Source organism: Streptomyces sp. NPDC029138 (assembly GCF_055564375.1).
Genome location: NZ_JBVHWM010000048.1, coordinates 35,123 through 59,940 on the forward strand (window position 1 = coordinate 35,123; position 24,818 = coordinate 59,940).

The 24,818-nt window shown below is 71.9% G+C and carries 24 protein-coding genes and 1 pseudogene; 13 read left to right on the forward strand and 12 right to left on the reverse strand.

Translation table 11 applies throughout. The features are described from left to right. Positions 1-26: 26 nt before the first annotated feature. The 6 genes and pseudogenes from ACZ4WH_RS29975 to ACZ4WH_RS30000 form a co-directional block, all read right to left on the reverse strand. Positions 27-365, reverse strand: coding sequence for a DUF3817 domain-containing protein (locus ACZ4WH_RS29975; RefSeq protein ID WP_468186502.1), 339 nt, complete (start codon positions 363-365; stop codon positions 27-29). A 42-nt stretch (positions 366-407) separates the two neighbouring features. Then, positions 408-917 carry a MarR family winged helix-turn-helix transcriptional regulator gene (locus tag ACZ4WH_RS29980; protein ID WP_468186504.1) on the reverse strand — a complete coding sequence of 170 codons (510 nt, stop codon included), beginning with the start codon at positions 915-917 and terminating at the stop codon, positions 408-410. Positions 918-1,146: 229 nt separating this feature from the next. Continuing rightward, positions 1,147-1,791, reverse strand: coding sequence for a TetR/AcrR family transcriptional regulator (locus ACZ4WH_RS29985; protein ID WP_468186507.1), 645 nt, complete (start codon positions 1,789-1,791; stop codon positions 1,147-1,149). Beyond that, positions 1,788-1,889: pseudogene (locus ACZ4WH_RS29990) on the reverse strand (DUF4166 domain-containing protein); the annotation flags it as partial. The pseudogene ACZ4WH_RS29990 and the gene ACZ4WH_RS29985, both read right to left, overlap by 4 nt. 75 nt (positions 1,890-1,964) lie before the next feature. Continuing rightward, the gene (locus tag ACZ4WH_RS29995; RefSeq protein ID WP_189891742.1) at positions 1,965-2,258 is read right to left on the reverse strand and encodes an MTH1187 family thiamine-binding protein; all 294 of its coding nucleotides are present in this window, start codon (positions 2,256-2,258) and stop codon (positions 1,965-1,967) included. Then, on the reverse strand, positions 2,255-2,599 hold the full coding sequence (locus tag ACZ4WH_RS30000) for a DUF3817 domain-containing protein (RefSeq protein ID WP_225809430.1): 345 nt from the start codon (positions 2,597-2,599) through the stop codon (positions 2,255-2,257). Before ACZ4WH_RS30000 ends, ACZ4WH_RS29995 begins: the two co-directional genes overlap by 4 nt. Positions 2,600-2,753: 154 nt before the next feature. Here ACZ4WH_RS30000 and ACZ4WH_RS30005 point away from each other — a divergent pair, with 154 nt between their 5' ends. From ACZ4WH_RS30005 to ACZ4WH_RS30020, 4 genes are all read left to right on the forward strand, one after another. Continuing rightward, positions 2,754-3,386, forward strand: a complete 633-nt coding sequence (locus tag ACZ4WH_RS30005; RefSeq protein WP_468186589.1) for an AIM24 family protein — start codon at positions 2,754-2,756, stop codon at positions 3,384-3,386. Then, entirely contained in the window at positions 3,387-4,037 is a 651-nt protein-coding gene (locus tag ACZ4WH_RS30010; protein WP_468186511.1) for an AIM24 family protein, read from the forward strand. It begins immediately after the preceding gene. Continuing rightward, positions 4,034-4,843 carry an AIM24 family protein gene (locus ACZ4WH_RS30015; protein ID WP_468186514.1) on the forward strand — a complete coding sequence of 270 codons (810 nt, stop codon included), beginning with the start codon at positions 4,034-4,036 and terminating at the stop codon, positions 4,841-4,843. Before ACZ4WH_RS30010 ends, ACZ4WH_RS30015 begins: the two co-directional genes overlap by 4 nt. 92 nt (positions 4,844-4,935) lie before the next feature. Next, positions 4,936-5,412, forward strand: coding sequence for a MarR family winged helix-turn-helix transcriptional regulator (locus ACZ4WH_RS30020; RefSeq protein ID WP_468186517.1), 477 nt, complete (start codon positions 4,936-4,938; stop codon positions 5,410-5,412). A gap of 59 nt (positions 5,413-5,471) precedes the next feature. Here the strand turns inward: ACZ4WH_RS30020 and ACZ4WH_RS30025 are convergent, their stop codons facing one another. From ACZ4WH_RS30025 to ACZ4WH_RS30035, 3 genes are all read right to left on the reverse strand, one after another. Then, complete coding sequence (locus ACZ4WH_RS30025) at positions 5,472-6,740, reverse strand: MFS transporter (protein ID WP_468186520.1); 1,269 nt, start codon at positions 6,738-6,740, stop codon at positions 5,472-5,474. A gap of 718 nt (positions 6,741-7,458) precedes the next feature. Then, positions 7,459-8,415: a methylmalonyl Co-A mutase-associated GTPase MeaB gene (gene meaB / locus ACZ4WH_RS30030; RefSeq protein ID WP_189891732.1), complete on the reverse strand. Its 957-nt coding sequence runs from the start codon at positions 8,413-8,415 to the stop codon at positions 7,459-7,461. Positions 8,416-8,490: 75 nt separating this feature from the next. Further along, entirely contained in the window at positions 8,491-9,699 is a 1,209-nt protein-coding gene (locus ACZ4WH_RS30035; RefSeq protein ID WP_468186523.1) for an acetyl-CoA C-acetyltransferase, read from the reverse strand. A gap of 149 nt (positions 9,700-9,848) precedes the next feature. Between ACZ4WH_RS30035 and mce the strand changes: the two genes are divergently transcribed. The 3 genes from mce (at position 9,849) to ACZ4WH_RS30050 (ending at position 15,752) form a co-directional block, all read left to right on the forward strand. Next, positions 9,849-10,289, forward strand: coding sequence for a methylmalonyl-CoA epimerase (gene mce, locus ACZ4WH_RS30040; RefSeq protein WP_468186526.1), 441 nt, complete (start codon positions 9,849-9,851; stop codon positions 10,287-10,289). 206 nt (positions 10,290-10,495) lie between these two features. After that, positions 10,496-14,629, forward strand: coding sequence for a polarized growth protein Scy (gene scy / locus ACZ4WH_RS30045; RefSeq protein ID WP_468186529.1), 4,134 nt, complete (start codon positions 10,496-10,498; stop codon positions 14,627-14,629). Between the two features lie 187 nt (positions 14,630-14,816). Continuing rightward, positions 14,817-15,752 carry a coiled-coil domain-containing protein gene (locus ACZ4WH_RS30050; RefSeq protein WP_014675036.1) on the forward strand — a complete coding sequence of 312 codons (936 nt, stop codon included), beginning with the start codon at positions 14,817-14,819 and terminating at the stop codon, positions 15,750-15,752. Between the two features lie 65 nt (positions 15,753-15,817). Here the strand turns inward: ACZ4WH_RS30050 and ACZ4WH_RS30055 are convergent, their stop codons facing one another. Next, on the reverse strand, positions 15,818-17,347 hold the full coding sequence (locus ACZ4WH_RS30055; protein WP_468186533.1) for an outer membrane protein assembly factor BamB family protein: 1,530 nt from the start codon (positions 17,345-17,347) through the stop codon (positions 15,818-15,820). Positions 17,348-17,448: 101 nt separating this feature from the next. Between ACZ4WH_RS30055 and ACZ4WH_RS30060 the strand changes: the two genes are divergently transcribed. The 4 genes from ACZ4WH_RS30060 to ACZ4WH_RS30075 all read left to right on the forward strand — a co-directional run bounded on the left by ACZ4WH_RS30060 (position 17,449) and on the right by ACZ4WH_RS30075 (position 21,689). Further along, positions 17,449-18,402, forward strand: a complete 954-nt coding sequence (locus ACZ4WH_RS30060; RefSeq protein WP_468186536.1) for an ABC transporter ATP-binding protein — start codon at positions 17,449-17,451, stop codon at positions 18,400-18,402. A gap of 4 nt (positions 18,403-18,406) precedes the next feature. Then, positions 18,407-19,180, forward strand: coding sequence for an ABC transporter permease (locus tag ACZ4WH_RS30065; protein ID WP_468186539.1), 774 nt, complete (start codon positions 18,407-18,409; stop codon positions 19,178-19,180). Positions 19,181-19,311: 131 nt separating this feature from the next. After that, a complete protein-coding gene (locus tag ACZ4WH_RS30070) occupies positions 19,312-20,808 on the forward strand; it encodes an ABC transporter ATP-binding protein (protein ID WP_468186542.1) in 1,497 nt (498 codons plus the stop codon). Beyond that, a complete protein-coding gene (locus ACZ4WH_RS30075) occupies positions 20,805-21,689 on the forward strand; it encodes an ABC transporter permease (RefSeq protein WP_468186545.1) in 885 nt (294 codons plus the stop codon). The genes ACZ4WH_RS30070 and ACZ4WH_RS30075 overlap by 4 nt, the downstream gene beginning before the upstream one ends. Positions 21,690-21,731: 42 nt before the next feature. Here ACZ4WH_RS30075 and ACZ4WH_RS30080 read toward each other — a convergent pair whose 3' ends face one another. Beyond that, positions 21,732-22,064, reverse strand: a complete 333-nt coding sequence (locus tag ACZ4WH_RS30080) for an ATP/GTP-binding protein (RefSeq protein WP_468186548.1) — start codon at positions 22,062-22,064, stop codon at positions 21,732-21,734. A 233-nt stretch (positions 22,065-22,297) separates the two neighbouring features. On the opposite strand from ACZ4WH_RS30080, the gene ACZ4WH_RS30085 reads away from it, so the two are divergent. Next, positions 22,298-23,326, forward strand: coding sequence for an LLM class flavin-dependent oxidoreductase (locus tag ACZ4WH_RS30085; protein ID WP_468186551.1), 1,029 nt, complete (start codon positions 22,298-22,300; stop codon positions 23,324-23,326). Positions 23,327-23,444: 118 nt separating this feature from the next. Here ACZ4WH_RS30085 and ACZ4WH_RS30090 read toward each other — a convergent pair whose 3' ends face one another. Then, complete coding sequence (locus ACZ4WH_RS30090) at positions 23,445-23,837, reverse strand: SCO5389 family protein (RefSeq protein ID WP_468186554.1); 393 nt, start codon at positions 23,835-23,837, stop codon at positions 23,445-23,447. A 275-nt stretch (positions 23,838-24,112) separates the two neighbouring features. Between ACZ4WH_RS30090 and nucS the strand changes: the two genes are divergently transcribed. Then, entirely contained in the window at positions 24,113-24,784 is a 672-nt protein-coding gene (gene nucS, locus ACZ4WH_RS30095) for an endonuclease NucS (RefSeq protein WP_030656145.1), read from the forward strand. Positions 24,785-24,818 lie beyond the last annotated feature (34 nt).

The following is a 24,818-nucleotide window of genomic DNA, read 5'->3' on the forward strand; positions in this document are numbered from 1 at the left end:
GCACGGCATCCGTACGGCGGTACCCGCTACGCCTTGGCGACGGCCGGAGCCTGGTCGGTGACCCGGGACTCCAGCTCCTGGCTGACCTTGCGCTCGACGAAGAAGGCGGCGGTGGGGATGGTCCCCGCGAGCAGCACCCAGAGCTGCCGCCCGACCGGCATCTTGGCCTTGGAGCCGAGGTCGAAGGCGAAGATCAGGTAGACGACGTACAGCCAGCCGTGCGCGATACCGACGACCTTCACGAAGCTGTCGGACCCGTCCAGGTCCAGCCCGTACTTGGCGATGCAGCCAAGGGTCAGCAGTACCAGCAGGACACCGGTGACGTAGGCCATGACGCGGTAGCGGGTCAGCACGCTTTTTTTCATGGAGCGAGCGTAACCACCCGTTCCGGGAGATCTTGCCCCGGGTCACCGCTCCTCGAAGTCGTGTGCCGCGATCCGCAGCGGGCGCAGCAGGGCGAAGATCTCCTGGCACTCCTCGGCGTCGTACACCCCGAGCCCGAAGTCCATGGCCATCAGGTCGCGGGTGGCCGCGTCGACCACCTCGCGCCCCTTGTCCGTGATGACGGCCAGCGTGCCGCGCCCGTCGTTGGGATTGGGCCGCTTGGCCACCAGCCCGGACCTCACCAGCCGGTCGACGGTGTTCGTGACGGACGTGGGATGCACCATCAACCGCTCACCGATCTTGGACATCGGCAGCTCACCGGCCTTGGAGAAGGTGAGCAGCACCAGCGCCTCGTACCGGGCGAACGTGAGCCCGTACGGCTTGACCACCGCGTCCACCTCGGAGAGCAGAATCTGCTGGGCCCGCATGATCGAGGTGATCGCGGCCATGGACGGCACGTTTCCCCACCGCTGCTTCCAGAGTTCGTCGGCGCGGGCGATGGGGTCGAACGGGAGGCTGAGAGGCTTCGGCACGTCATCAGACCCTACCGGCCGGTCATATGCCGGTCAGCTCCGTCTCGCCTTTCGGTCCCCGGCCGGTCACGAGCGCGCGCCGGCGGCTACGGGCGGGGCGGCCGACCCAGGGGCGCCGGGAACCGCGCGACGAGCCACCACGCGACCGCACACGCCCCTGAACCCCGGCCCGCGTGACGAGCCACCGCCCGACCGCACCCGGGCCCGTGGACCCCGGCCACCCGAGCTGTCAGGCGCGTCCGCGCCGCCGGAGACGGTGGCCGACGGCCCGCTGGGCGACGGGGCCCAGGGACTCCACCGCGGCCACGAGCGCGCCCAGCTGTTCCAGGGCGTCCAGCGCCGTGTGCGCCCCCGCCTCGTCCACTCCCTCGTACAGCTCGATGCCGACGAAGCACGCCACCACGGCCCGTGCCGGCCCCGCCGGGCCGGCGAACTCGCCGAAGGCGGTCGTCGCCAGGACGCGTCGGATCACCTGCTCGATCTCGGTGATCCACAGCCGCAGTCCGTCGGCCGTCGCCGGGCCCAGCGCCGCGTGCGTCGGGGCGCCGACCAGCAGCTGGCCGAGGAGAGCCACATGGCCGCCGGCCCGCTCGTTCTCATGGATCTCGCGGCCGAGGGCGAGGAGTTCGGAGAGCGTGCCCACCGCGGCGAGGCGCTCGCGGTACCGGGCCACGGCCTTCTCCGCGCCGTACCGGCAGGCCGCGGCGAGCAGCTCGTCCACCGATCCGAAGTGGTGGAAGACCAGCGCCTGATTGACCCCGGCCGCCGCCGTACGGGCCCACGTCTTGGCGATGCCCCGCTCGGTGAGGGTCCGCAGCGCGCCCTCCAGCAGCTTCGCCTTGGTCTCCCGCGCCTTCGCGCTCTCCGGGCTCACGCGCGCGCCTCCTCCCGCACCGGGCGCAGTCCGGGCCGTACGCCCCGGGCGCGGACGTCGGTGTACGACGCCCAGAAGGAGCCCTCGCAGCCGAAGAGTTTTGAGCGGTCGCTCAAAGAGCCGGTACGAGAAAACCCCGGCCCTGAGGACCGGGGTTTCGCGGGCGGGTCGCGCTACTGGGCGAGGTGCCGTTCGACGGTCTCCACCTTGGACGTGAGTCCGTCCGTCACACCGGGGCGGATGTCGGCCTTGAGGACGAGCGACACCCGCGGGGCACGCGCCTCGACGGCGGCGACGGCCCGCCTGACGACGTCCATGACCTCGTCCCACTCGCCCTCGATCGAGGTGAACATGGCGTCGGTGCGGTTGGGCAGGCCCGACTCGCGGACCACGCGCACGGCGTCGGCGACGTACTCCCCCACGTCCTCACCGACGCCGAGAGGCGTCACGGAGAAGGCGACGATCATGCGTTCACGACTCCTTCCTTGCGGGCCCGGGCGGCGATGACGGCGTCCTCGGCCTCGCGGCGCAGCTTCCGCTCGGCGAAGAAGCCGCCGGTGGGCAGCACCGAGAGGACGAAGTAGAGGGCCGCCGTCCTCAGCGGCCACTTGGCGCGGTTCCAGGCGTCCGCCCAGAAGATCACGTACAGGATGAACAGGACGCCGTGGACCGCGCCCATCACGGGGACCGCGTTGAAGTCCGTGGTCCGCTTCAGCACCGAGCAGAGGAGCAGGATCAGGAAGGACACGGCCTCCGGGGCCGAGACCAGTCGGAGACGGCGGAGGGCGGTGGCGGTCTTGATGTCCACGGGTCACCTTCGGTGGGAGTAATCGTTTGTGAACGCACGCACAAGCGCTCCCCCATTGTGGCAAACCGCGCCCTTAGGGGTCCGCTCAGGGTGGGTCTCCACCCATGGGCCCTGTTCCGTCCACCCGCCCGGCCGCTACTTTCGCAGCGTGGCGATGTTCCGGCTCCAAGGGAGCAAGGTCCTCGCCGTCGACATGACCGGGGACGCCGTGAAGGCGAAGAACGGCTCGATGGTCGCGTACGACGGGCAGATGGCCTTCAAGAAGCTGAGCGGTGGCGGCGAGGGGCTGCGCGGGATGGTGACCCGGCGGCTCACCGGCGAGCAGATGACGGTGATGGAGGTGAAAGGGCACGGGACCTGCTGGTTCGCGGACCGGGCGTCCGAGATCAACCTGGTGAGCCTCCAGGGGGACAAGCTCTACGTCGAGGCGGGCAACCTGCTGGCGACGGACGCGGGGCTCAGGACGGGCACGACGTTCACGGGGCTGCGCGGGGCCTCGCAGGGCAACGGCCTGTTCACGACGACCGTGGAGGGCCACGGCCAGGCGGCGATCGTCTCGGACGGGCCGGCGGTCGTGCTCCGGGTCAGCCCGCAGTACCCGCTGATCGTCGATCCGGGCGCCTATGTGGCCCATCAGGGCAACGTCCGGCAGTCCTTCCAGTCCGGTGTGACGTTCCGCACGCTCCTCGGGGAGGGCGGCGGCGAGGCCTTCCAGATCCGCTTCGAGGGCGACGGGCTGGTGTACGTGCAGCCGAGCGAGCGGAACACGATCGCGGGGGACGTGTAGATGACCTTCCGAGAGATCAACTCCAAGATGGTCGAGGCGACAGTGACGCCGGGGCAGCGGCTGTTCAGCCAGCGCGGCGCGATGCTCGCCTACAAGGGGGACGTGTCCTTCACTCCCAGCGTCCAGGGCGGCCAGGGCGGGCTGATGTCCATGATCGGGCGCCGGGTGGCCGGTGAGGCGACTCCGCTGATGACCGTGGAGGGCAGCGGCACGGTGTTCTTCGGGCACGGCGGCCACCACGTCCATGTGATCACCCTCACCGGCGACACGCTCTACGTCGAGGCCGACCGACTGCTCGCCTTCGAGGGCACGCTGCGGCAGGGGACGATGTTCATGGGCTCCCAGGGCGGGGTCATGGGCATGGTGCGGGGGCAGGTCACCGGCCAGGGCCTGTTCACGACGACCCTCCAGGGGCAGGGCTCGGTGGCCGTGATGGCGCACGGCGGCGTCTTCGAGATCCCGATCACCCCGCAGCGCCCGGTCCATGTCGACCCCCAGGCCTACGTCGCCCACCACGGCGACGTCCGCAACAAGCTGTCCACCGCGCTCGGCTGGCGCGACATGGTGGGCCGGGGCTCCGGCGAGGCCTTCCAGCTGGAGCTGAGCGGCAGCGGCACGGTGTACGTCCAGGCGTCGGAGGAGAAGCTGTGAGCACCTACGGAACTCCGGGCGCCGGGCCGGTCGTGTACGACCCGATGACGCTGCCCGCCGACGACAACGTGAACACGTACACCTTCTGTGTGGAGCTGAAGGGCGGGCAGTGGTTCCTACAGAAGGGGAAGATGATCGCCTACTACGGGACGATCGAGTTCAACGGCATCGGGCACGGGCGACTCGACCGACTTGTCCGTACGTCGTTCCATTCGCCACTGCACGCGAGCGACTGGGTCGTGGCCGAGGGCTCCGGCAAGATGTTGCTGGCCGACCGGGCCTTCGACGTCAACTCCTACGACCTGGACGACGGGAACTTGACCATTCGCGCGGGCAACCTGCTCGCTTTTCAGCCAAGTCTTTCGCTCAAGCAGTCGATCGTGCCGGGTTTTCTGACCCTTATCGGAACCGGAAAGTTTGTGGCCGCATCTAACGGGCCGGTGGTGTTCATGGAACCTCCGATCCGGGTCGACCCTCAGGCGCTCGTCGGGTGGGCCGACTGCCCGTCCCCGTGCCATCACTACGACCACGGGTATCTGACGGGTGTACTGGGCGGTCTACGTGCGATGACGGGCCTCGGCGGGGTCTCCGGGGAGGAGCACCAGTTCGAGTTCGTGGGCGCCGGGACGGTCCTGTTGCAGTCGACGGAGACCCTTATGGCCGAGGCGGCCACGGGGGCGATTCCGCCCGAACCGGGGGTGCCCGGTGGTGGCGGAACGGCGCCGAGCGGACACGGTCCGCAATCGTCGGGCGTACCGCGCCTTCCCGGACAGCTGGGGGACCTCCAGCGCCGCTTCGGGCTGTGAGCGGTAGTCTGCGGAGTGTGACGTCGAACGCGTGCGCACCGTCACACCACCCGAAGTAGTTCGTCATTCAACTTCTTAGGTAGACTTCATTCATGGAGACCGAGACGGCCACGCGCTGGCTGACCGATGCGGAGCAGTGCGCTTGGCGCACCCACCTGGAGGTCAACAGGCTGTTGACGTACCAGCTCGAAAAGGATCTGCAACCGTTCGGCCTGACAATGAACGACTACGAGATCCTGGTGAACCTGTCCGAGTCGGAAGACGTACGGATGCGGATGAGCGACCTCGCCTCCGCGACGCTGCAATCCAAGAGCCGGCTCTCGCACCAGATCACGCGTATGGAGAACGCCAACCTGGTGCGCCGCGAGAACTGTGACACGGACCGGCGAGGGCTGTACGCCGTGCTCACGGAGCATGGCATGGAGACGATGAAGAAGGTCGCGCCGCACCACGTCGCGTCGGTGCGGCGGCACTTCATCGATCTGCTGTCGCCGGATGCGTTGATGGAGCTGGACAAGGCGTTGAAGCCCATCGCCGAGCATCTGCGGGGGCAGCGGGGGCGTCCCTGAGCCGGGCTTGCCGGCTCAGGGCGCGGTAGCCGGGCGGGGGTGCGTCGCACGGCCCGGTGCTAACGGGATGACTCCCCAGCGGCAGCACTGCCCGCCGCTACGGCGGCTATCAGGGCGGTTCCGCCCGCCAAGGTGAAGCACAGGGGCAGCGGCAGTCGGCCGATCAGCAACCCGGCCGCCATCGCTCCGCCCGAGCTTCCCGCGTTCACCGCCATGTTCACCCAGGCCCCGGCCCGCGTGCGGGCGTGCTCGGGGGCCGATTCGTCGGCCAGGAGGTAGGCGGTCGTCAGGACCGGCGCGATGAACGCTCCCGCGCAGGCCATGGCGGCCGTGAGGGTCCACAGGTCGGGGGCGAGGCCGGCTGCCGCGAGCACCAGGCCGAGGCCCGCCCCGAACCGGCACAGCCGGGCCCGCGCGGTCGCCCGCCAGCGCACCGCCCCGTTGGCCAGGCCGCCCAGCGCGCTGCCCGCCGAGAGCGCGCCCAGGACCCAGGGGACCAGGGCGGGGTCGTAGGAACGATCCGTGGCGAAGGCCATGACGAGCAGCTCGACGGAACTGAGAGCGAGCCCCGCACCGAGGGCGACCACGACCGGGGACAACAGGCCCCGACCCAAGGCGTCCCGTTCCCGGGCAGACGGTTCCCCGGCGGACCGTTCCGGGGCAGGCGGTTGCCCGACGGCCTGCTCCCCGGCAGACCGCTCCTGCCGAGGCGTCGGGCGCCGGCCGGTCAGCGCCTGGGACGTCACGAAGGCGCACGTGCCCCCGACGTTCAGGGCCGCGCTGAGCAGGATTCCCGCGGCCGGTGGGGCGAACCCCCCGAGCGTGGCGATCAGGGCCGGGCCGGAGACGTACAGCAGTTCCTCGGCTACGCCGTCCAGGCTGTAGGCGCGTTGCAACAGGTCCCGGTCCGTCACCAGTGCGGACCACACGGCGCGCATGGTCGGGCCCAGCGGGGGCGCGCAGCAGCCCGCGAGGGCGGCCGTGAGGGCGATGGCCGCCGCCGGCGCGCCGGGGCGCCAGGTCAGGACGGCCAGGAGGCTCAGCAGGGCCCCGTACAGCGCCGACATGGGCGGCAGGGCCCGGCGTGGGCCGTGGCGGTCGATCAGGGAGGCCCGCAGCGGCATCAGGAAGACCGTTGTGGCGCCGAAGAGGGAGAGGACGGTGCCGGAGACGGCGTAGGAGCCGGTGGCGTGGGTGACGGACAGCAGGACCGCGAGCGAGACCGTGCCGTAGGACAGGCGGGCCGTGAGGGCGGCGGCGAAGGTGCGGCGCGCATGCGGGACGCGCAGGACGGCGGCGTACGAGGGCCGCGAAAGGTGCGTGGACACGCGGGGTTCCTCTGGAAGAGGCGGAAGAGGGACACCGAAGGGCGCGGTGGCCGTTCGTCCGGCCCCGCGATCCCGGGTGCGCTCTACGCCAAGGAGAGGAACATGCCGGTCAAGGTAGCAGCGTGATCACCACGTCGGCGACCCTCAGCCCGCGGTCAGCCCCGCGACCAGCACGTCCGCACGGGAGAGCCTGGCTCGCAGCCCTCCATAAGGCCCGCGACCAGCTCCGAGCGGTACGGGTCCAGCTCACCGGCCAGCCCTCCGCCAGGCCGCGACCGACTCATCCGCCGCGCACGGGAGCAGCCCAGCTCACCGCCGACGACCGATCCGCTCACGCCCCAGCCACCGGCAGCCACACGACCAGCTCATCCGCCGCACGGCACGGGTCCAACACGCCGACGACGACCCGCCCGCGACCCTCACCCCTCCGCCAGGCCGCGACCGACTCACCCGCCGCGCACGGGAGCAGCCCAACTGGCCGACCGACCGGTCCGCTCGCGCCCCAGCCTCCGGCAGCCACACGACCAGCTCATCCGCCGCACGGCACGGGTCCAACACGCCGACGACGACCCGCCGGCGACCCTCACCCCTCCACCAGGCCGCGACCGACTCACCCGCCGCGCACGGGAGCACCAGCTGGCTGCCGACGACCGATCCGCTCGCGCCCCTCAGCCCTCCGTCAGCTCTCCGTCAGCCCCACGATCAGCTGCGACCGCCCTCACCCCTCCGTCAGCCCCGCGACCAGTTCGTCCGCCGCGCGGTACGGGTCCAGTTCGCCGGTGACGATTCGTTCCGCGAGGGCGCTGAGGCGGCGGTCGCCGTGGAGGTCGCCGATGCGTTCGCGCAGGGCCGTCACCGCGATGGTCTCCACCTCGCGGGCCGCGCGGGCCTTGCGGCGCTCCGCGAGGATTCCGCGCTCCTCCATCCACGCCCGGTGCTTCTCCAGGGCCTCCACGACCTCGTCGACGCCCTCCGCGCGCGCCGCGACCGTCTTCACGATCGGCGGGCGCCAGTCGCCGGGGCCCCGGGCCTCGCCCAGGCCCAGCATGTGGTTCAGTTCGCGGGCGGTGGCGTCGGCGCCGTCCCGGTCGGCCTTGTTGACGACGTACACGTCGCCGATCTCCAGGATGCCCGCCTTCGCCGCCTGGATGCCGTCGCCCATGCCGGGGGCCAGGAGGACCACGCTGGTGTCCGCCTGGGAGGCGATCTCCACCTCCGACTGGCCCACGCCGACCGTCTCGACCAGGATCACGTCGCAGCCCGCCGCGTCCAGCACCCGGATGGCCTGGGGCGCGGCCCACGCGAGGCCGCCCAGGTGGCCGCGGGTCGCCATCGAGCGGATGTAGACGCCGGGGTCGGAGGCGTGCTCCGACATCCGGACCCGGTCGCCGAGCAGGGCGCCGCCGGAGAACGGCGACGAGGGGTCGACGGCCAGGACGCCGACCCGCTTGCCCTGCTTGCGGTACGCGGTGACGAGCGCGGAGGTGGAGGTGGACTTGCCGACGCCGGGCGAGCCCGTCAGGCCGACCACGTACGCGTTGCCGGTCAGCGGGGCGAGCGCCGCCATGACCTCCCTCAGCTGCGGGGACGCCCCCTCCACGAGGGAGATCAGCCGGGCCACGGCCCGCGGCCGGCCTTCCCTGGCCTGGGCCACCAGAGAGGAGACGTCCTGCATCACAGCTCCGTTCAGTTCACCACGTGGACACCGGCGTACCGGACACCGGCGTACCGGAAACAGACCTTCGGGGCCTCAGGCCTTCGGTACCCGCACGATCAGCGCGTCACCCTGGCCGCCGCCGCCGCACAGCGCCGCCGCGCCGACGCCGCCGCCGCGCCGCTTCAGCTCCAGCGCCAAGTGGAGCACGAGCCGGGCGCCGGACATGCCGATCGGGTGGCCCAGCGCGATCGCGCCGCCGTTGACGTTCACCTTTTCCGTGGACACGCCGAGGTCCTTCATTGACTGCACGGCGACCGCGGCGAAGGCCTCGTTGATCTCGATGAGGTCCAGGTCGGAGACCTCCAGGCCCTCCTTCTTCAGGGCGTGCTGGATGGCGTTCGACGGCTGGGACTGGAGCGAGTTGTCCGGGCCGGCCACATTGCCGTGCGCGCCGATCTCGGCGAGCCAGGTCAGGCCCAGCTCCTCCGCCTTGGCCTTGCTCATCACGACCACGGCCGCCGCACCGTCCGAGATCTGCGAGGAGGAGCCGGCGGTGATCGTGCCGTCCTTGGCGAAGGCCGGGCGCAGCTTGGCCAGGGACTCGGCGGTGGTGTCGCCGCGGATGCCCTCGTCCTTGCTGAACAGCACCGGGTCGCCCTTGCGCTGCGGGATCTCCACCGGGGTGATCTCGGCCTCGAACAGGCCGTTCTTCTGGGCGGCGGCGGCCCGCTGGTGGGACAGGGCGGCGATCTCGTCCTGCTCGGCGCGGCCGATGCCGAGGCGGGTGTTGTGCTTCTCGGTGGACTCGCCCATCGGGATGTTCTCCCACGGGTCGGTCAGGCCGTCGTAGGCCATCGCGTCGAGCATCTGGACCGCGCCGTACTTGTACCCTTCGCGGGTCTTGGGCAGCAGGTGCGGCGCGTTGGTCATGGACTCCTGGCCGCCGGCGACGACGATGTCGAATTCACCCGCACGGATCAGCTGGTCGGCGAGGGCGATGGCGTCGAGGCCGGAGAGGCACACCTTGTTGACGGTGAGCGCCGGGACGCTCATCGGGATGCCGGCCTTGACGGCGGCCTGGCGGGCCGGGATCTGGCCCGCGCCGGCCTGGAGGACCTGGCCCATGATGACGTACTGCACCTGGTCGCCGCCGATCCCCGCACGGTCGAGGGCGGCCTTGATCGCGAAGCCGCCCAGGTCGGCTCCGGAGAAGGACTTCAGCGAGCCCAGCAGCCGCCCCATGGGCGTCCGGGCGCCCGCGACGATCACTGAGCTGGTCGTTCCAGAAGATCCAGAAGTCATGAGGTGCGATCCCCTTCCAGCTGTACACAGCCGAGGAGTGAACGAGGGTTTACTTCGAATGTACTGAGCGGTTGGACATGGCGTCACCGGCCCGTCGGTGTGATCGCGCGCACGTTGCGTAACCATCCGGGGAGCGCTGCACTGAATCCATGCTGACGCGAATCGACCACATCGGGATCGCCTGCCACGACCTCGACGCGACCGTCGAGTTCTACCGGGCCACGTACGGCTTCGAGGTGTTCCACACCGAGGTCAACGAGGAGCAGGGCGTGCGGGAGGCCATGCTCAAGATCAACGAGACCTCGGACGGCGGCGCCTCCTACCTCCAGCTGCTGGAACCGGTCCGCGAGGACTCCACCGTCGCCAAGTGGCTCGCGAAGAACGGGGAGGGCGTCCATCACATCGCCTTCGGTACGGCGGACGTCGACGGGGACTCCGAGGAGATCCGCGGAAAGGGCGTCCGGGTGCTCTACGACGAGCCACGACGCGGCTCCATGGGGTCGCGGATCACCTTCCTGCACCCCAAGGATTGCCATGGCGTTCTGACAGAACTGGTCACTTCGGCCCCTGTTGAGTCACCTGAGCACTGACCCCCGTACATAAGGGCCGGTAGGGTTGGGGGCGGTCGTCCCTGAAACGGGGACGGCCGCATGCCGGGGTCCGGGTTTCGGGGGACGAGCGTCGGGGCAGCAGCCCGTGCTCCGCCGTCTGTCTGACACCATTCCCCGGGGGCCCCGTTCGGCGGATGGACGGAGCTCGTTGGAGAAGCTGACCAGGGGACGGATGGGACCGCGCAGTGCGGGGCTACGAGAGCCAGGAGCGAGAGCCGGCGGCTGACGTCGACCACCTCTCTCGGTTCGAGGCCGAGATGAAGCGGCTGAGGACCGAGCGCGAGAAGGCGATCCAGCACGCCGAGGACCTCGGCTACCAGGTCGAGGTGCTGCGCGCCAAGCTGCACGAGGCGCGGCGCACCCTCATGACCCGGCCCGCCTACGACGCGGGTGACATCGGCTATCAGGCCGAGCAGTTGCTCCGCAACGCCCAGATGCAGGCCGAGCAGCTGCGCCAGGACGCCGAGCGGGAGCTGAGCCAGGCCCGCGCGCAGACCCAGCGCATCCTTCAGGAGCACGCCGAGCAGGCCGCCCGGCTCCAGGCCGAGCTGCACCAGGAGGCCGTGACCCGGCGCCAGCAGCTGGACCAGGAGCTGGCCGAGCGCAGGGCCACCGTCGAGTCGCACGTCAACGAGAACGTGGCCTGGGCCGAGCAGCTGCGTGCCCGCACCGAGCAGCAGGCCCGCCGGCTGCTGGAGGAGTCCCGCGCGGAGGCCGAGCAGGCGATGGCCGCCGCCCGCGCGGAGGCCGAACGGCTGACCCGGGAGGCCCGGGAGCGGTTGCAGAGCGAGGCCGAGGCGGCGCGCACGGAGGCCGACCAGATCCTGCGCCGGGCCCGCACGGACGCCGAGCGGCTGCTGAACGCCGCCTCCACCCAGGCGCAGGAGGCCACCGAGCACGCCGAGCAGTTGCGGACGGCCACGGTCACCGAGTCGGACGCGGCCCGCCGGCAGGCCACCGAGCTGAGCCGGGCCGCCGAGGAGCGGATGGCGGCGGCCGAGGAGGCGCTGCGCAAGGCGCAGGCCGAGGCCGAGAAGGTGGTCACGGAGGCGAAGGAGGCCGCCGCCAAGGCCCTCGCGAGCGCCGAGGCCGCCAACGAGACGCGCACGCGCACCGCCAAGGAGCAGGTCGCCCGGCTGGTCGAGGAGGCCACCAAGGAGGCCGAGCACACCAAGTCCGAGGCCGAGCAGCTGGTCGCGGACGCCCGCGCCGAGGCCGAGAAGATCGTCGCCGAGGCCGCCGAGAAGGCCCGCTCGATCACCGCCGAGGAGACGGCCACCCAGCTGTCCAAGGCGGCCAGGACCGCCGAGGACGTGCTCAACAAGGCGTCCGAGGACGCCCAGAAGACCACCAGGGCCGCCGCCGAGGAGGCCGAGCGGATCCGCTCGGAGGCCGAGGCCGAGGCGGACCGGCTGCGCGCCGAGGCGCACGACATCGCCGAGCAGCTCAAGGGCGCGGCGAAGGATGACACCAAGGAGTACCGCGCCAAGACGGTCGAGTTGCAGGAGGAGGCCCGCCGGCTGCGCGGCGAGGCCGAGCAGCTGCGCGCCGACGCGGTCGCCGAGGGCGAGTCGATCCGCGCCGAGGCCCGCCGGGAGGCGGTGGCGCAGATCGAGGAGGCGGCCAGGTCCGCCGAGGAGCTGCTGGCCAAGGCCAAGGCGGACGCCGACGAGCTGCGGCAGACCGCGACCGCCGACAGCGAGAAGGTCCGCACCGAGGCCATCGAGCGGGCGACCAGTCTGCGCCGGCAGGCCGAGGAGACCCTGGAGCGCACCCGCAAGGAGGCCGAGCGGCTGCGCGCCGAGGCCGCCGAGCAGGCCGAGACGGTCCGGTCGGACGCCGAGAAGGCCGCGCGGGAGCTGCGCGAGGAGACCGAGAAGGCCGTCGAGTCCCGTCGTACCGAGGCCGCCGAGGAGTTGAACCGGCTTCAGACCGAGGCGCAGGAGCGGCTGGCGTCGGCCGAGGAGGCGCTGACGGACGCCCGCGCGGAGGCGGCCCGGATCCGCCGGGAGGCGGCCGAGGAGACCGAGCGGCTGCGCGCGGAGTCCGCCGAGCGGATCCGTACGCTCCAGCAGCAGGCAGAGGCCGAGGCCGAGCGGCTGCGGAACGAGGCCGCGTCCGACGCGTCCGCCTCCCGCGCCGAGGGCGAGGCCATCGCCGTACGGCTGCGGTCCGAGGCCGCCGCGGAGGCCGAGCGGCTGAAGGCGGAGGCGCAGGACAGCGCCGACCGGGTGCGCGCGGAGGCGCAGGCCGCCGCCGAGCGCCTCGGCACCGAGGCGTCCGAGACCCTGGCCGCCGCGCAGGAGGAGGCAGCCCGGCGCCGCCGCGAGGCCGAGGAACTCCTCGGTGCCGCCCGCGAGGAGGCCGACCAGGAGCGGCAGCGGGCCCGCGAGCAGAGCGAGGAGCTGCTGGCCTCCGCGCGCAAGCGCGTGGAGGAGGCGCAGGCCGAGGCCACCCGTCTGGTGGAGGAGGCCGACCGGCGCGCCACCGAGATGGTCGCGGCCGCCGAGCAGCACGCGCAGCAGGTGCGGGACTCCGTCGCCGGGCTGCACGAGCAGGCGCAGGAGGAGATCGCCGGACTGCGCTCGGCCGCCGAGCACGTGGCGGACCGTACCCGCCGGGAGGCCGAGGAGGAGGCGGACCGGGTCCGCGCCGACGCCTACGCCGAGCGGGAGCGGGCGAGCGAGGACGCCTCGCGGATCCGGCGCGAGGCGAACGAGGAGTCGGAGGCCGCGAAGGCGCTGGCCGAGCGGACGATGGCGGAGGCCATCGCGGAGGCCGAGCGGCTGCGCGCGGACGCGGGCGAGTACGCCCAGCGGGTGCGCACCGAGGCGTCGGACGCGCTGGCCGAGGCCGACCAGGCGGCGGCCCGGACCCGGGCGGACGCCCGCGAGGACGCCAACCGCATCCGCTCCGACGCGGCCACCCAGGCCGACACCCTCATCACCGAGGCCCGCAACGAGGCCGAACGGCTCCAGACCGAGACGGCCGCCGAGGCCGACCGGGTGCGCACGGAGGCGCTCATGGAGGCCGAGCGGCTCCAGACGGAGACCGCCGCGGAGGCCGAGCGCATCCGCACGGAGGCGTCGGAGACGCTCACCGAGGCCACCGAGGCGGCGGCCCGGACCCGGGCGGACGCCCGCGAGGACGCCAACCGCATCCGCTCCGACGCGGCCACCCAGGCCGACACCCTCATCACCGAGGCCCGCAACGAGGCCGAACGGCTCCAGACCGAGACGGCCGCCGAGGCCGACCGGGTGCGCACGGAGGCGTTGACGGAGGCGGACCGGGTCCGTGCCGAGGCGGTCGCGAGCGCCGAGCAGCTGCTCGGGGAGGCGACCGACGAGGCGGAGCGGCTGCGTGCCGAGGCCGCCGAGACCGTCGGTTCGGCGCAGGCGCACGCCGAGCGGCTGCGGGCCGAGGCCGAGCGGTCCAGGGCGGACGCGGAGGCCGAGGCCGAACGGCTCGTCAACTCCGCGCGCGAGGAGGCCGAGCGGACCCTGGACGAGGCGCGCAGGGAGTCCAACAAGCGGCGTTCGGAGGCGGCCGAGCAGGTCGACAAGCTCATCACGGAGACCACGGCCGAGGCCGACAAGCTGCTCACCGAGGCGCAGCAGCAGGCGCTGAAGACGACCGCGGACGCCGAGTCGCAGGCCGACACGATGGTCGGCGCGGCCCGCAGCGAGGCCGACCGGATCGTGTCCGAGGCGACCATCGAGGGCAACTCGCTGGTGGAGAAGGCCCGGACGGACGCGGACGAGCTGCTGGTCGGTGCCCGCCGGGACGCCACCGCGATCAGGCAGCGCGCGGAGGAGCTGCGCGACCGCATCACCAGCGAGATCGAGGAGCTGCACGAGCGGGCCCGCCGCGAGGCCGCCGAGACGATGAAGTCCACCGGCGACCGCTGCGACGCGCTCATCAAGGCCGCCGAGGAGCAGCTGGCGAAGGCCGAGGCGAAGGCCAAGGAGCTGGTCTCGGATGCCAACTCCGAGGCGGGCAAGGTGCGGATCGCCGCGGTCAAGAAGGCGGAGGGGCTGCTCAAGGAGGCCGAGCAGAAGAAGGCCAGCCTCGTCAGGGAGGCCGAGGAGCTGAAGGCGGAGGCGATCCGCGAGGCCCGGCGCACGGTGGAGGAGGGCAAGCGGGAGCTGGAGATCCTGGTGCGCCGGCGCGAGGACATCAACGCCGAGATCTCCCGTGTCCAGGACGTGCTGGAGGCGTTGGAGTCCTTCGAGGCCCCCGCGTCCGGCAAGGACAACGGAGTCAAGGCGGGCGCCACGGTGGGTGCCCCCCGTTCGGGTGGCAAGTCGTCAGAGAGCTAGCGTAAGAGGTACGTTCGGGTGTCTTCTGGGGGCTTTGCCCGACTCCTTGGCAAGCCGTCCGACGGTCAGCCACCCAAAAGGGGTGCCATTCTCCAGATCAAAACCGTATCTGCTCGATGACACACCGCTTCGGCCCCTAGGATTCCCCTTATCACCTCACTCACCGGTCTCATTCGACAGGAACCCCATGAGCGACACTTCCCCCTACGGCTTCGAGCTTGTGCGGCGTGGATACGACCGCGCTCAGGTGGACGAACGTATCTCCAAGCTCGTCTCCGACCGTGACAGCGCTCTCGCCCGCATCACTGCCCTGGAGAAGCGCATCGAGGAGCTGCACCTCGAAACGCAGAACGCCCAGGCCCAGATCACGGACGCCGAGCCGTCGTACGCGGGTCTCGGCGCGCGGGTCGAGAAGATCCTGCGCCTGGCCGAGGAAGAGGCCAAGGAGCTGCGTGAGGAGGCCCGGCGGGCGGCCGAGCAGCACCGCGACCTCGCCGAGTCGGCGGCCCAGCAGGTCCGCAACGACGCCGAGTCGTACGCGGCCGAGCGCAAGGCCAAGGCCGAGGACGAGGGCGTCCGGATCGTCGAGAAGGCCAAGTCCGACGCGGCCCAGCTGCGCGCCGAGGCGCAGAAGGACGCGCAGTCCAAGCGCGAGGAGGCGGACGCCCTCTTCGAGGAGACCCGCGCCAAGGCCGCGCAGGCCGCCGCCGACTTCGAGACGAACCTGGCCAAGCGCCGCGAACAGTCCGAGCGCGATCTGGCCTCGCGTCAGCAGAAGGCCGAGAAGCGCCTCGCCGAGATCGAGCACCGGGCCGAGCAGCTGCGCCTGGAGGCGGAGAAGCTGCGCACCGACGCCGAGCGCCGCGCCCGCCAGACGGTGGAGACCGCCCAGCGCCAGGCCGAGGACATCGTGGCCGACGCCAACGCCAAGGCCGACCGCATCCGTTCGGAATCCGAGCGCGAGCTGGCGGCGCTCACCAACCGCCGCGACAGCATCAACGCCCAGCTGACGAACGTCCGCGAGATGCTCGCCACGCTGACCGGCGCCGCGGTGGCCGCGGCCGGCACGTCGACCGACGACGAGCCGATCTCCCGGGGCGTTCCGGCGCAGCAGTCCCGGTAGGTCCGGGTAGTCGTACGACCCCTGAGGGGCGGTGGGACCGGGTCCCGCCGCCCCTTTGCCGTCGCCTAGCGCAGGCCGTACAGCGGCGGTTCCTTGGTGCCCTCGCCGTTGACGACGATCCAGGTGCCGTCCGCGCGCAGCAGTTGGGTGCGCGCGGTCAACCGGTTGGTGGTGACCATGACGCCGTCGTCCTCGCCGATCCGGTCCCCGTCGGCCGTGTCGAGGGTCCACAGCCGGCCGTTCCCGCCGAGTACGGCCACCCGGTCGGGGCCGGTGGACACCAGCGCGGCGACCCTGTCCGCCCCGGCGCGCCACAGCCGCCGTCCGTCGCTGAGGGAGTAGGCCGAGACGTGGTCGGCGTCGTAGCCGCCCGGCTTGGCGGTGGCGACGACGAGGGTGTCCCCGATGACCGTCGCCGGCAGGGCGGGCCGTGCCGTGAAGCCCTCGCCGGAGACCTGTCCGAGCATCAGGTCCTCGTCGTCGGCGGAGAGCGGGATGCGCACGGGGTCGCCGTCGTCGTCGGGGTAGGCGAGGACGGCCGCGACACCGCGTTCGTCGCGCTCCTCCAGCAGCAGGGTGAACGGTTCGGCGGAGACCACCATGGCCGTGTCGACGGGGCTCTCCACGGGCAGTGCCCGGCTGCCGCGCTGCTTGCCGGTGGCGCCGTCCAGGGTCACCACCCGCCCGCTGCCCTTCTCCGGCGCCTGGCAGGTGACGACGACCCGGGCGGTGCCGCCGGCCGCGGAGACGACGTTCGGCGCGCAGGTCTCGTCGGCCTTGGTTCCGCGCAGATCGGTGGTCCAGCGCGTCCGGCCGTCGGTGAGGCCGTACGCCCGCACCCCGGTGTCGGTCAGAGCGAGGGCCACGTCCCCGTCGGCCGCCAGCAGGCTGTCGCTGCCGGAGGTGAACCCGGAGACGCCCTTGATCTTCCTCTCCCACAGGGTGCGGCCGGTGCGGGTGTCGACGCCCCACACGGTGTCACACGGCTTCTGGTACCGGGCGAACGCGACGAGGCCCATGCCATCGGCCACGCCCTCGCTCATCCCGCACACCGACTCGCGCACCGGCGCCCGCAGGGTCCAGCGGCGGTCGCCGTCGTGGGCGTCGTAGGCGACCAGCGCGTCGCCGCGCACCCGGACCACGGTCGAGCCACGCTCGCCCACGGTCCACACGCCCTCGGCCCGGACGCTCGACGGCCGGTCCCGGTCGGCCTGCCAGGCGAGGTCGAGCACCGGTCCGCGCATCCACAGGTACGCCTGCCATCCGGGCCACAGCGCGAGCAGCACGCCGGTGACGGCGAGGACGGCGGGTACGGCCTTGCCGGGGCGCCGGTCGGTGAACTTGCCGATGGTGACCAGGAGGGCGATGTAGCCGGCGAAGGTCAGCGCGAACGCCAGGAGGAGGGTGGGTGTGGTGCCGTCCGGGCAGGGCCGGTACCGGCCGCCGCAGGAGCCGCCCGGGACGGACTTCCAGCCCAGCACGTGGAACTCCACCGCGAGCCCGGCCGCCGCACCGGCGGCCACCACCGCGAGCCCCGCCCGCGCCGCGCGCCACCCCGGGCGCGGTCTGCCGTCCTGGACCACTGTCTCCCCCACCGTGTCCCGCCCCCCGGCGCCCCCCGCGCCGTTCAAGGGGGCTGGAGCATACCGCGCCCGCTCGAGTGGCAGCCGCCCCCAGCCCGTCCTAGCGTGGCCGCATGATCGAGCTGGACGGGCTGACCAAGCGGTACGGCGAGAAGGTGGCGGTCGACCACCTCACCTTCACCGTCCGGCCGGGCATCGTGACGGGGTTTCTCGGGCCCAACGGCGCCGGGAAGTCCACGACCATGCGGATGATCCTCGGCCTCGACCGCCCCACCGCCGGCGACGTCCGGATCGACGGCACGCACTACGACCGGCTCAAGGACCCGCTGACGTACATCGGCGCGCTGCTGGACGCCAAGGCCGTGCACGGCGGCCGGAGCGCCTGGAACCACCTGCTCTGTCTCGCGCAGAGCAACGGCATCCCGAAGCGCCGGGTGGCTCAGGTGCTGGAGACCGTCGGGCTGACCGCAGTGGCCCGGAAGAAGGCCAAGGGGTTCTCGTACGGCATGGGGCAGCGGCTCGGGATCGCCGCCGCGCTGCTCGGGGACCCGCGGATCCTGATGTTCGACGAGCCGGTGAACGGTCTCGACCCGGAGGGCATCCACTGGATCCGGAATCTGATGAAGTCGCTGGCCGCGCAGGGCCGGACGGTGTTCGTGTCGAGCCATCTGATGAGCGAGATGGCGCTGACGGCCGATCACCTGGTGGTCATCGGGCAGGGGCGGCTGCTCGCGGACACCTCCATGGCCGACTTCATCCGGACGAACTCGCGGTCGTACGTGCGGATCCGCTCGCCGCAGCGCGAGCGGCTGCTCGACGTGCTGCACCAGGCCGGGATCACCGTCGTGGAGGCCGGCGGCGGGGCGCTGGAGGTGGAGGGCGGCAAGGCGGAGCAGATCGGTGAGCTGGCCGCGCGGTACGGGCTCGTGCTGCACGAGCTGAGTCCGCGGCAGGCCTCGCTGGAGGAGGCGTTCATGCAGCTGACGGCGGAAGCGGTGGAGTACCACGCGCAGGCCGGTCCCGGTCCCGCCCCGCAGGACTGGGGCGCCGGCTGGAAGGGGGCCTGAGACCATGGCGGCCGTACAGGTCATCCGGTCCGAGTGGACCAAGATCCGGTCGGTGGCGTCCACGGTGTGGACACTGTCGCTGGCCGTGGTGGTCACCGTCGCCCTCGGGACGCTGATCTCCGCGCTGTCGAACCGGCAGTTCGCGAACATGCCCGCGCGGGAGCGGCTCTCCTTCGATCCCACGGTCGTCAGTTTCGCGGGCATGACCCTCGGCCAGCTCGCGATGATCGTGTTCGGGGTGCTGGTCGTCTCCACCGAGTACAGCACCGGCATGATCCGGGTCTCGCTGGCCGCCGTACCGCGGCGCGGCACCTTCCTGTTCGGCAAGGTCGCGGTGGCGGGCGCGCTCGCGCTCGCCGTCGGCATGGTGACGAGCTTCGCCGCGTTCTTCCTCGGCCAGGCGATGCTCGGCTCGCACCGGGCCGCCATCGGCGACCCCGGCGTGCTGCGCGCGGTGTTCGGTGGCGGGCTCTACATGACCCTGATCGCGATGTTCTCCATGGGCGTCGCCGCGATGCTGCGCTCGCCGATGCTGTCCCTCGGCATCCTGATGCCGTTCTTCTTCCTGATCTCCAACATCCTCGGCAACGTCGACGCCACCAAGAAGATCGGCCGCTTCCTGCCCGACCAGGCCGGCAGCCGGATCATGCAGGTGGTGCCGCGCGTGGCCGACGACACGCCCTACGGCCCCTGGGCCGGGCTCGGGATCATGGCGCTGTGGGTGATCGCCGCGCTGGCCGGCGGCTACGTGCTCCTCGAACGCCGGGACGCCCAGTAGACCCGGCCGTCACGCGCCGTAGTGCTCTGGCTTTACTTTCTTTTGGGCGGAACCGTCAGCGCCTCGATATCCTCCTAACCCTTACGGGGGCGTGTGCCCCGCTGTCCTGAACCTTTCGATGGGTGCGGAGCATGATCGAGGCTGTCGGCCTGACCAAGCGCTACGGCGACAAGACCGCCGTGTACAACCTTTCCTTCCGGGTGCGGCCAGGAGCCGTGACCGGCTTCCTCGGGCCCAACGGCTCGGGCAAGTCCACGACGATGCGGATGATCCTCGGGCTGGACAACCCCACGTCCGGGTCGGTCACCATCGGCGGCTACCCGTACCGCAAGCTGCCCAACGCCCCCCGGCAGGTCGGCGCGCTGCTCGACGCCAAGGCCGTGCACGGCGGCCGGAGCGCCCGCAACCACCTGCTGAGCCTCGCCCAGCTGTCCGGCATCCCGGCCCGGCGCGTGGACGAGGTGCTCGGCGTCGTCGGCCTCCAGGACGTGGCCAGAAAGCGCTCCAAGGGCTTCTCGCTCGGCATGGGCCAGCGCCTCGGCATCGCCGCCGCGCTGCTCGGCGACCCCCAGGTGCTGCTCTTCGACGAGCCGGTCAACGGCCTCGACCCCGAGGGCATCCTCTGGGTCCGCAACCTGATGAAGGCCCTCGCGGCCGAGGGCCGTACGGTCTTCGTCTCCTCGCACCTGATGAGCGAGATGGCGCTGACCGCCGACCACCTCATCGTCATCGGACGCGGACAGTTGCTCGCCGACATGAGCGTGAAGGACTTCATCTCGGCCAACTCGGCCGACTTCGCGCGCGTCCGCACGCCCGACTCCGAGCCGCAGCTGCGCGAGAAGCTGACCTCCGCGCTCACCGAGGCGGGCGGGCATGTGCTCCCCGAGCAGGACGGCGCGCTCCGGATCACCGGACTGCCGCTGCCCCGGATCAGCGACCTCGCGCACGAGTCGGGCGTCCGGCTGTGGGAGCTGTCCCCGCACCAGGCCTCGCTGGAGGAGGCGTACATGCGGATGACGCAGGGCGCCGTGGACTACCGCTCGACCGTCGACCAGAGGGCGGGCCTCCAGCAGCCGCTGCCGCCCGGCGCGCAGCCGCCCATGCCGGTACCGGGCCAGGGCCAACCCGGCTGGTACGCCCCGCCGCCGCCCCAGCAGGGCGGCCAGGCCTTCACGATGCCTCCCGCGGGCCCGTACGGCGGCGCCCCGGCGGCCGGCTACGGCGCTCCGGGCACGGCCCCGGGTGCGGCGCCCGGTGGGACGGCGGGAGCGGCGGCAGGGGCCAACCCCTACGCCCAGCCGGGCGCCCAGGGGCAGCCCGCGGCGCCTGCCCAGCCGGCCGCGCAGGCCGCCTCGGCCGGCCCGGCGCAGGACCAGCCGCCGGCCTTGGCCAAGGCGACTCCGGCCGCCTCCGCGAGCGCCGCTGCCCCGCAGGCCCCCGCTGCCCCGCAGGCCCCCGCCGCCCCGCCCGCCCCGCAGCAGGCGCCCGCCGCGGCTCCCCCGGCCCCCGCCACGAGCCCGGCCGCACCTGCCCCGAGCCCGGCCGCCGGCGCGGCCCCCACGCCCAGCCCGGCCGCCGCTCCCGCCTCCGCCCCCGCCGACCCGACCCAGCCCGAGGACGCCCGATGAGCACCCACCAGCCCCCCATGCCGCAGGCCCCGGCCGCCGCGCCTGACTGGCAGGCGGCGCCCGGTGGGCCGTACCCCGGTTACACCTCGCCCATCCCGGTCGTGCGCACCCACCTCGGGCACGCGCTGGCCTCCGAGTGGACGAAGATCAAGTCGGTGCGCTCCACGATGTGGACGCTCGGCGTGTTCGTGCTGCTCGTGGTCGGCATCGGCCTGCTGGCCGGCGCGCTGGTCCAGGCAAACTCCGACCCCGAGAGCCTGAGCGGCGAGAACCCGCTGTCGTTCGGCTTCTTCGGCCTGCTCCTCGGCAGCATCTGCATCATCACGCTCGGCGTGCTGACCACGGCCTCGGAGTACGGCACCGGCATGATCCGGACGACGATGACCGCGTGCCCCAGCCGGGCCCGGGTGCTCGCCGCCAAGTCGATCGTGTTCTTCGCCGTCGCCTTCGTCGTCACCCTGGCCACCTCCGGCTTCGTGGCCATGGTCCAGGCGTCCATGCTGGAGAACACCGGCGCCCGCACCCCGACCGGCGGTGACTGGCTCAAGGCCACCGTCGGCATCAGCCTCTACATGGCGCTGCTCGGCCTGGTCTCGCTGCTCATCGGCTCGGTCATCCGGCACTCCGCGGGCGCCATCACCATCATGATCGGCGTGGTCCTCGCGCCGCTGGTGCTCGCGCTGTTCATGGTGACGGAGTCGCTGGACAAGCTGCGCGAGTGGCTCTTCGAGTACTCGATCCCCAACCAGCTGAGCGTCTTCTACGCCAACTCCCTGAGCGAGTCCGGCCCGTCCGGCTGGGACCCGCTGTGGATCATGATCGTCCTTGCGGCGGCGGTGTACGCGGGCGCGTACGCGCTGCTCCAGAGCCGGGACGTGTGAGAAGCCGGGACGTGTGAGAGCCGGGACGGGTAGCCGTACGGCTCAGAACCTCGGCGCGTTACGGGACCGCTGCACCCGCGTGGTGCGGCGGTCCTTCGCGTTCCAGCAGGCCTTGTGCCAGTGCCGGCGGTCGTCGACGCCCGCGTACTCCGGCCAGGCCACCACGTGCGGGACAGCGGAGGGGATCAGCTGGTCGCAGCCCGGGCAGCGGTAGGTCTTGCCCTGCGTGCTCGCCCCGGCGACATGGCGCACGCTCCAGTCCTCGCCCTGCCAGCTCTCCGTCGACTGCCAGCCGCCGTACCGGCCGGTGTGGTCGTCCTCGGCGCTCCGGCCCGACGATCCGGCTGCCTTCGGTCGGTTGCGACGCGGGGACACGGGACACCTCTCGGGGCTATACAGGGAGCACGGCTCCATCCAGCCTACGCGCCGCCGAGGCGGGTACGCGTGGAGTAGGCGCAGGGAACCAACCCGTACAAGTCCCCCTCCAGAGCGACCCATTCTGAAGACAATCCGCAAATCTCTTCGGCCAGGCCGTGTCCTGGGCACGTGTCAGACGGTTATGCCGGGTGGGGGAGCTCCGGGTCGGAGCCAAGGAAGCAGGAAATGCGATGCACGTAGGAAGTTTTGTGCTGGCGGCCCAGTTCCCGGGCCAGGGCCCCGGGGAGGCCCTGCACCGGGCGGTCCGCTCGGCGGAGGTCGCCGAGCAGTCCGGGCTGGACGCGGTCTGGCTCGCCGAGCACCACTTCGTGCCCTACGGCACATGCCCGTCCGCGGTCACCCTGGCCGCGCTGCTGCTCGGCCGCACCCGCCGCATCCGGGTCGGCACGGCCGTCAGCGTACTGCCCACGGCCCACCCGGTCGCCCTCGGCGAGCAGGCCGCGCTGCTGCACCTGACCAGTGGCGGGCGGTTCACGCTGGGCATCGGTCGCGGCGGCCCCTGGGTGGACCTGGAGGTGTTCGGCACGGGACTGGAGGCGTACGAACACGGGTTCCCGGAGTCGCTCGATCTGCTGCTGCGCTGGCTGAGCGAACCGTCCGTGGGGGCCTCCGGGGAGCGGTTCTCCTTCCGTGAGGTCCCGGTCGTCCCCCGCCCGTCGGAGGCCCTGACGGACACCCCGGGCCCCGAGGTCGTCCTCGCCTGCACCTCACCGGCGAGCGTACGGCTGGCCGGTGAGCGCGGGCTGCCCATGCTGCTCGGCATGCACGTCGGGGACGAGGAGAAGGCCGAGATGGTCGCCCTGTGGCGTCGCTGCGCCCGCGCGGCGGGCCGGCCGGCCGATGAGATCGCGGGCGCCGCCCATGTCTCCGCCGGGGTCTGCCAGCTCGCCGACCGGCGCACGGACGCGGTGGAGACGCTGCTGAAGGCGATGCCCGGCTGGCTGCGGCAGGGCCTGGACGCCCATGTGACGGTGGACGGACGGGCGCGCTCGATGCGCGACCCGTACGCCTACACCGAACTGCTCTGCGGACTGCACCCGGTGGGCACCCCGCGACTCGCCGCCGACCGGCTCGCGGCGACCTCGGAGCGCACCGGCATCTCCCGCTTCGCCCTCCTCGTGGAGGGCTCGGGCGACCTCGCGGCCACGGAGGAGAACCTACGGCGCCTGGGCGCCGAGGTGCTGCCCCAGCTGCGCTGACCCGCCTTCCGCGCGCAAGCCGCCTGGGGGGCTTGCCGCCCCGGTCCTCAATGCACCTCCCCCGCGGGTGGAGCGGCAAGCCGACGGCTGTCCGTCTCGGCCGTACCCGAACCGCGCGTCAGCAGTCCCGAAGCTCCGGCGACTGGTTCAGCAACTGGCTGCGTACCGACGTGAAGCGGGCCAACGTCTCGTCCACCGAGTCGTCCAGCGGGAACACCGCCACGCGGTGGCAGTTCTGGAAGGCCAGCCGCACACCGAAGTGCCGCTGCAACGCGCCGCGTATGGCGTCACTCGCGAGCGCACGCAGCAGCTGACCGCGTGCCTGCTCGTCCGGCGGGGGCGTCTGGTTGTCGGCGAAGGGGCCGCCGTCCACCTTCAGCTGGGCCACCAGGGAGCTGATCATCTCCCATGCGTAGGGCAGGGAGGTCCGGACGCAGTCGACGAATGCTGCTTCGTCGACCTCGCCTCGCTCGGCCTGTTCGAGTAGGGCCGGTGAGACGTCGAGCGACATGGGTTCTCCTCTCGCACCCCCGAAGAGCAGGGGTTGCCGGACAGGTAAGGGAGTTCGCGATTTCGAACACGCTCGGTACAGAGGCCGCAACCTCCCGTTCCTACGGTAGGCAACGGTCGGTGACCACACCAGCAGAATGCGTATATGAACCGATCCCGTTACGCCCACAATCGGCCAGGGATGAACAAGAGTTTCAAGGGACAAATGGGGCGATCCACTGGGAGCTGGGCGGACGGATCGCTAGCACCGGCGGGCGTCGAGTAGCGTTGCCGACCATGCGTCTCGTCATTGCCCGATGCTCGGTCGACTACGCCGGCCGGCTCACCGCCCACCTGCCCTCGGCGCCACGACTCATCCTGGTCAAGGCGGACGGCAGCGTCTCCATCCACGCCGACGACCGGGCCTACAAGCCGCTCAACTGGATGTCGCCGCCCTGCACGCTGAAGGAGGGGACGGGCGAGGACGAGGGTGTCTGGACCGTCGTCAACAAGGCGGGCGAGAAACTGATCATCACGATGGAGGAGATCCTCCACGACTCCTCGCACGAACTCGGTGTGGACCCCGGTCTGATCAAGGACGGCGTGGAAGCGCACCTCCAGGAACTGCTCGCCGACCGCATCGAGACGCTGGGCGAGGGGTACACCCTCATCCGCCGCGAGTACATGACCGCGATCGGACCCGTGGACATCCTGTGCCGGGACGCGGACGGTCAGACGGTGGCGGTCGAGATCAAGCGGCGGGGCGAGATCGACGGCGTGGAGCAACTCACGCGCTATCTCGACCTGTTGAACCGCGACCCGCACCTGGCCCCGGTCCGCGGCGTCTTCGCCGCCCAGGAGATCAAGCCCCAGGCCCGCGTCCTCGCCACCGACCGCGGCATCAACTGTCACATCCTGGACTACGACGCCCTACGCGGCATCGAGGACGACAAGCTCCGCTTGTTCTAGCGGCAAGCCCCGCTCGTCCCAGCCGACGGCCCCA

What these genes read in the sequence shown, in the direction of transcription:
- ACZ4WH_RS29975 (WP_468186502.1), bottom strand. Translation starts at nt 365, where the DNA reads ATGAAAAAAAGCGTGCTGACCCGCTACCGCGTCATGGCCTACGTCACC.
- ACZ4WH_RS29995 (WP_189891742.1), bottom strand. Translation starts at nt 2,258, where the DNA reads ATGATCGTCGCCTTCTCCGTGACGCCTCTCGGCGTCGGTGAGGACGTG.
- ACZ4WH_RS30005 (WP_468186589.1), top strand. Translation starts at nt 2,754, where the DNA reads ATGTTCCGGCTCCAAGGGAGCAAGGTCCTCGCCGTCGACATGACCGGG.
- ACZ4WH_RS30010 (WP_468186511.1), top strand. Translation starts at nt 3,387, where the DNA reads ATGACCTTCCGAGAGATCAACTCCAAGATGGTCGAGGCGACAGTGACG.
- ACZ4WH_RS30020 (WP_468186517.1), top strand. Translation starts at nt 4,936, where the DNA reads ATGGAGACCGAGACGGCCACGCGCTGGCTGACCGATGCGGAGCAGTGC.
- meaB (WP_189891732.1), bottom strand. Translation starts at nt 8,415, where the DNA reads ATGCAGGACGTCTCCTCTCTGGTGGCCCAGGCCAGGGAAGGCCGGCCG.
- ACZ4WH_RS30035 (WP_468186523.1), bottom strand. Translation starts at nt 9,699, where the DNA reads ATGACTTCTGGATCTTCTGGAACGACCAGCTCAGTGATCGTCGCGGGC.
- mce (WP_468186526.1), top strand. Translation starts at nt 9,849, where the DNA reads ATGCTGACGCGAATCGACCACATCGGGATCGCCTGCCACGACCTCGAC.
- ACZ4WH_RS30050 (WP_014675036.1), top strand. Translation starts at nt 14,817, where the DNA reads ATGAGCGACACTTCCCCCTACGGCTTCGAGCTTGTGCGGCGTGGATAC.
- ACZ4WH_RS30060 (WP_468186536.1), top strand. Translation starts at nt 17,449, where the DNA reads ATGATCGAGCTGGACGGGCTGACCAAGCGGTACGGCGAGAAGGTGGCG.
- ACZ4WH_RS30065 (WP_468186539.1), top strand. Translation starts at nt 18,407, where the DNA reads ATGGCGGCCGTACAGGTCATCCGGTCCGAGTGGACCAAGATCCGGTCG.
- ACZ4WH_RS30070 (WP_468186542.1), top strand. Translation starts at nt 19,312, where the DNA reads ATGATCGAGGCTGTCGGCCTGACCAAGCGCTACGGCGACAAGACCGCC.
- ACZ4WH_RS30075 (WP_468186545.1), top strand. Translation starts at nt 20,805, where the DNA reads ATGAGCACCCACCAGCCCCCCATGCCGCAGGCCCCGGCCGCCGCGCCT.
- ACZ4WH_RS30085 (WP_468186551.1), top strand. Translation starts at nt 22,298, where the DNA reads ATGCACGTAGGAAGTTTTGTGCTGGCGGCCCAGTTCCCGGGCCAGGGC.
- ACZ4WH_RS30090 (WP_468186554.1), bottom strand. Translation starts at nt 23,837, where the DNA reads ATGTCGCTCGACGTCTCACCGGCCCTACTCGAACAGGCCGAGCGAGGC.
- nucS (WP_030656145.1), top strand. Translation starts at nt 24,113, where the DNA reads ATGCGTCTCGTCATTGCCCGATGCTCGGTCGACTACGCCGGCCGGCTC.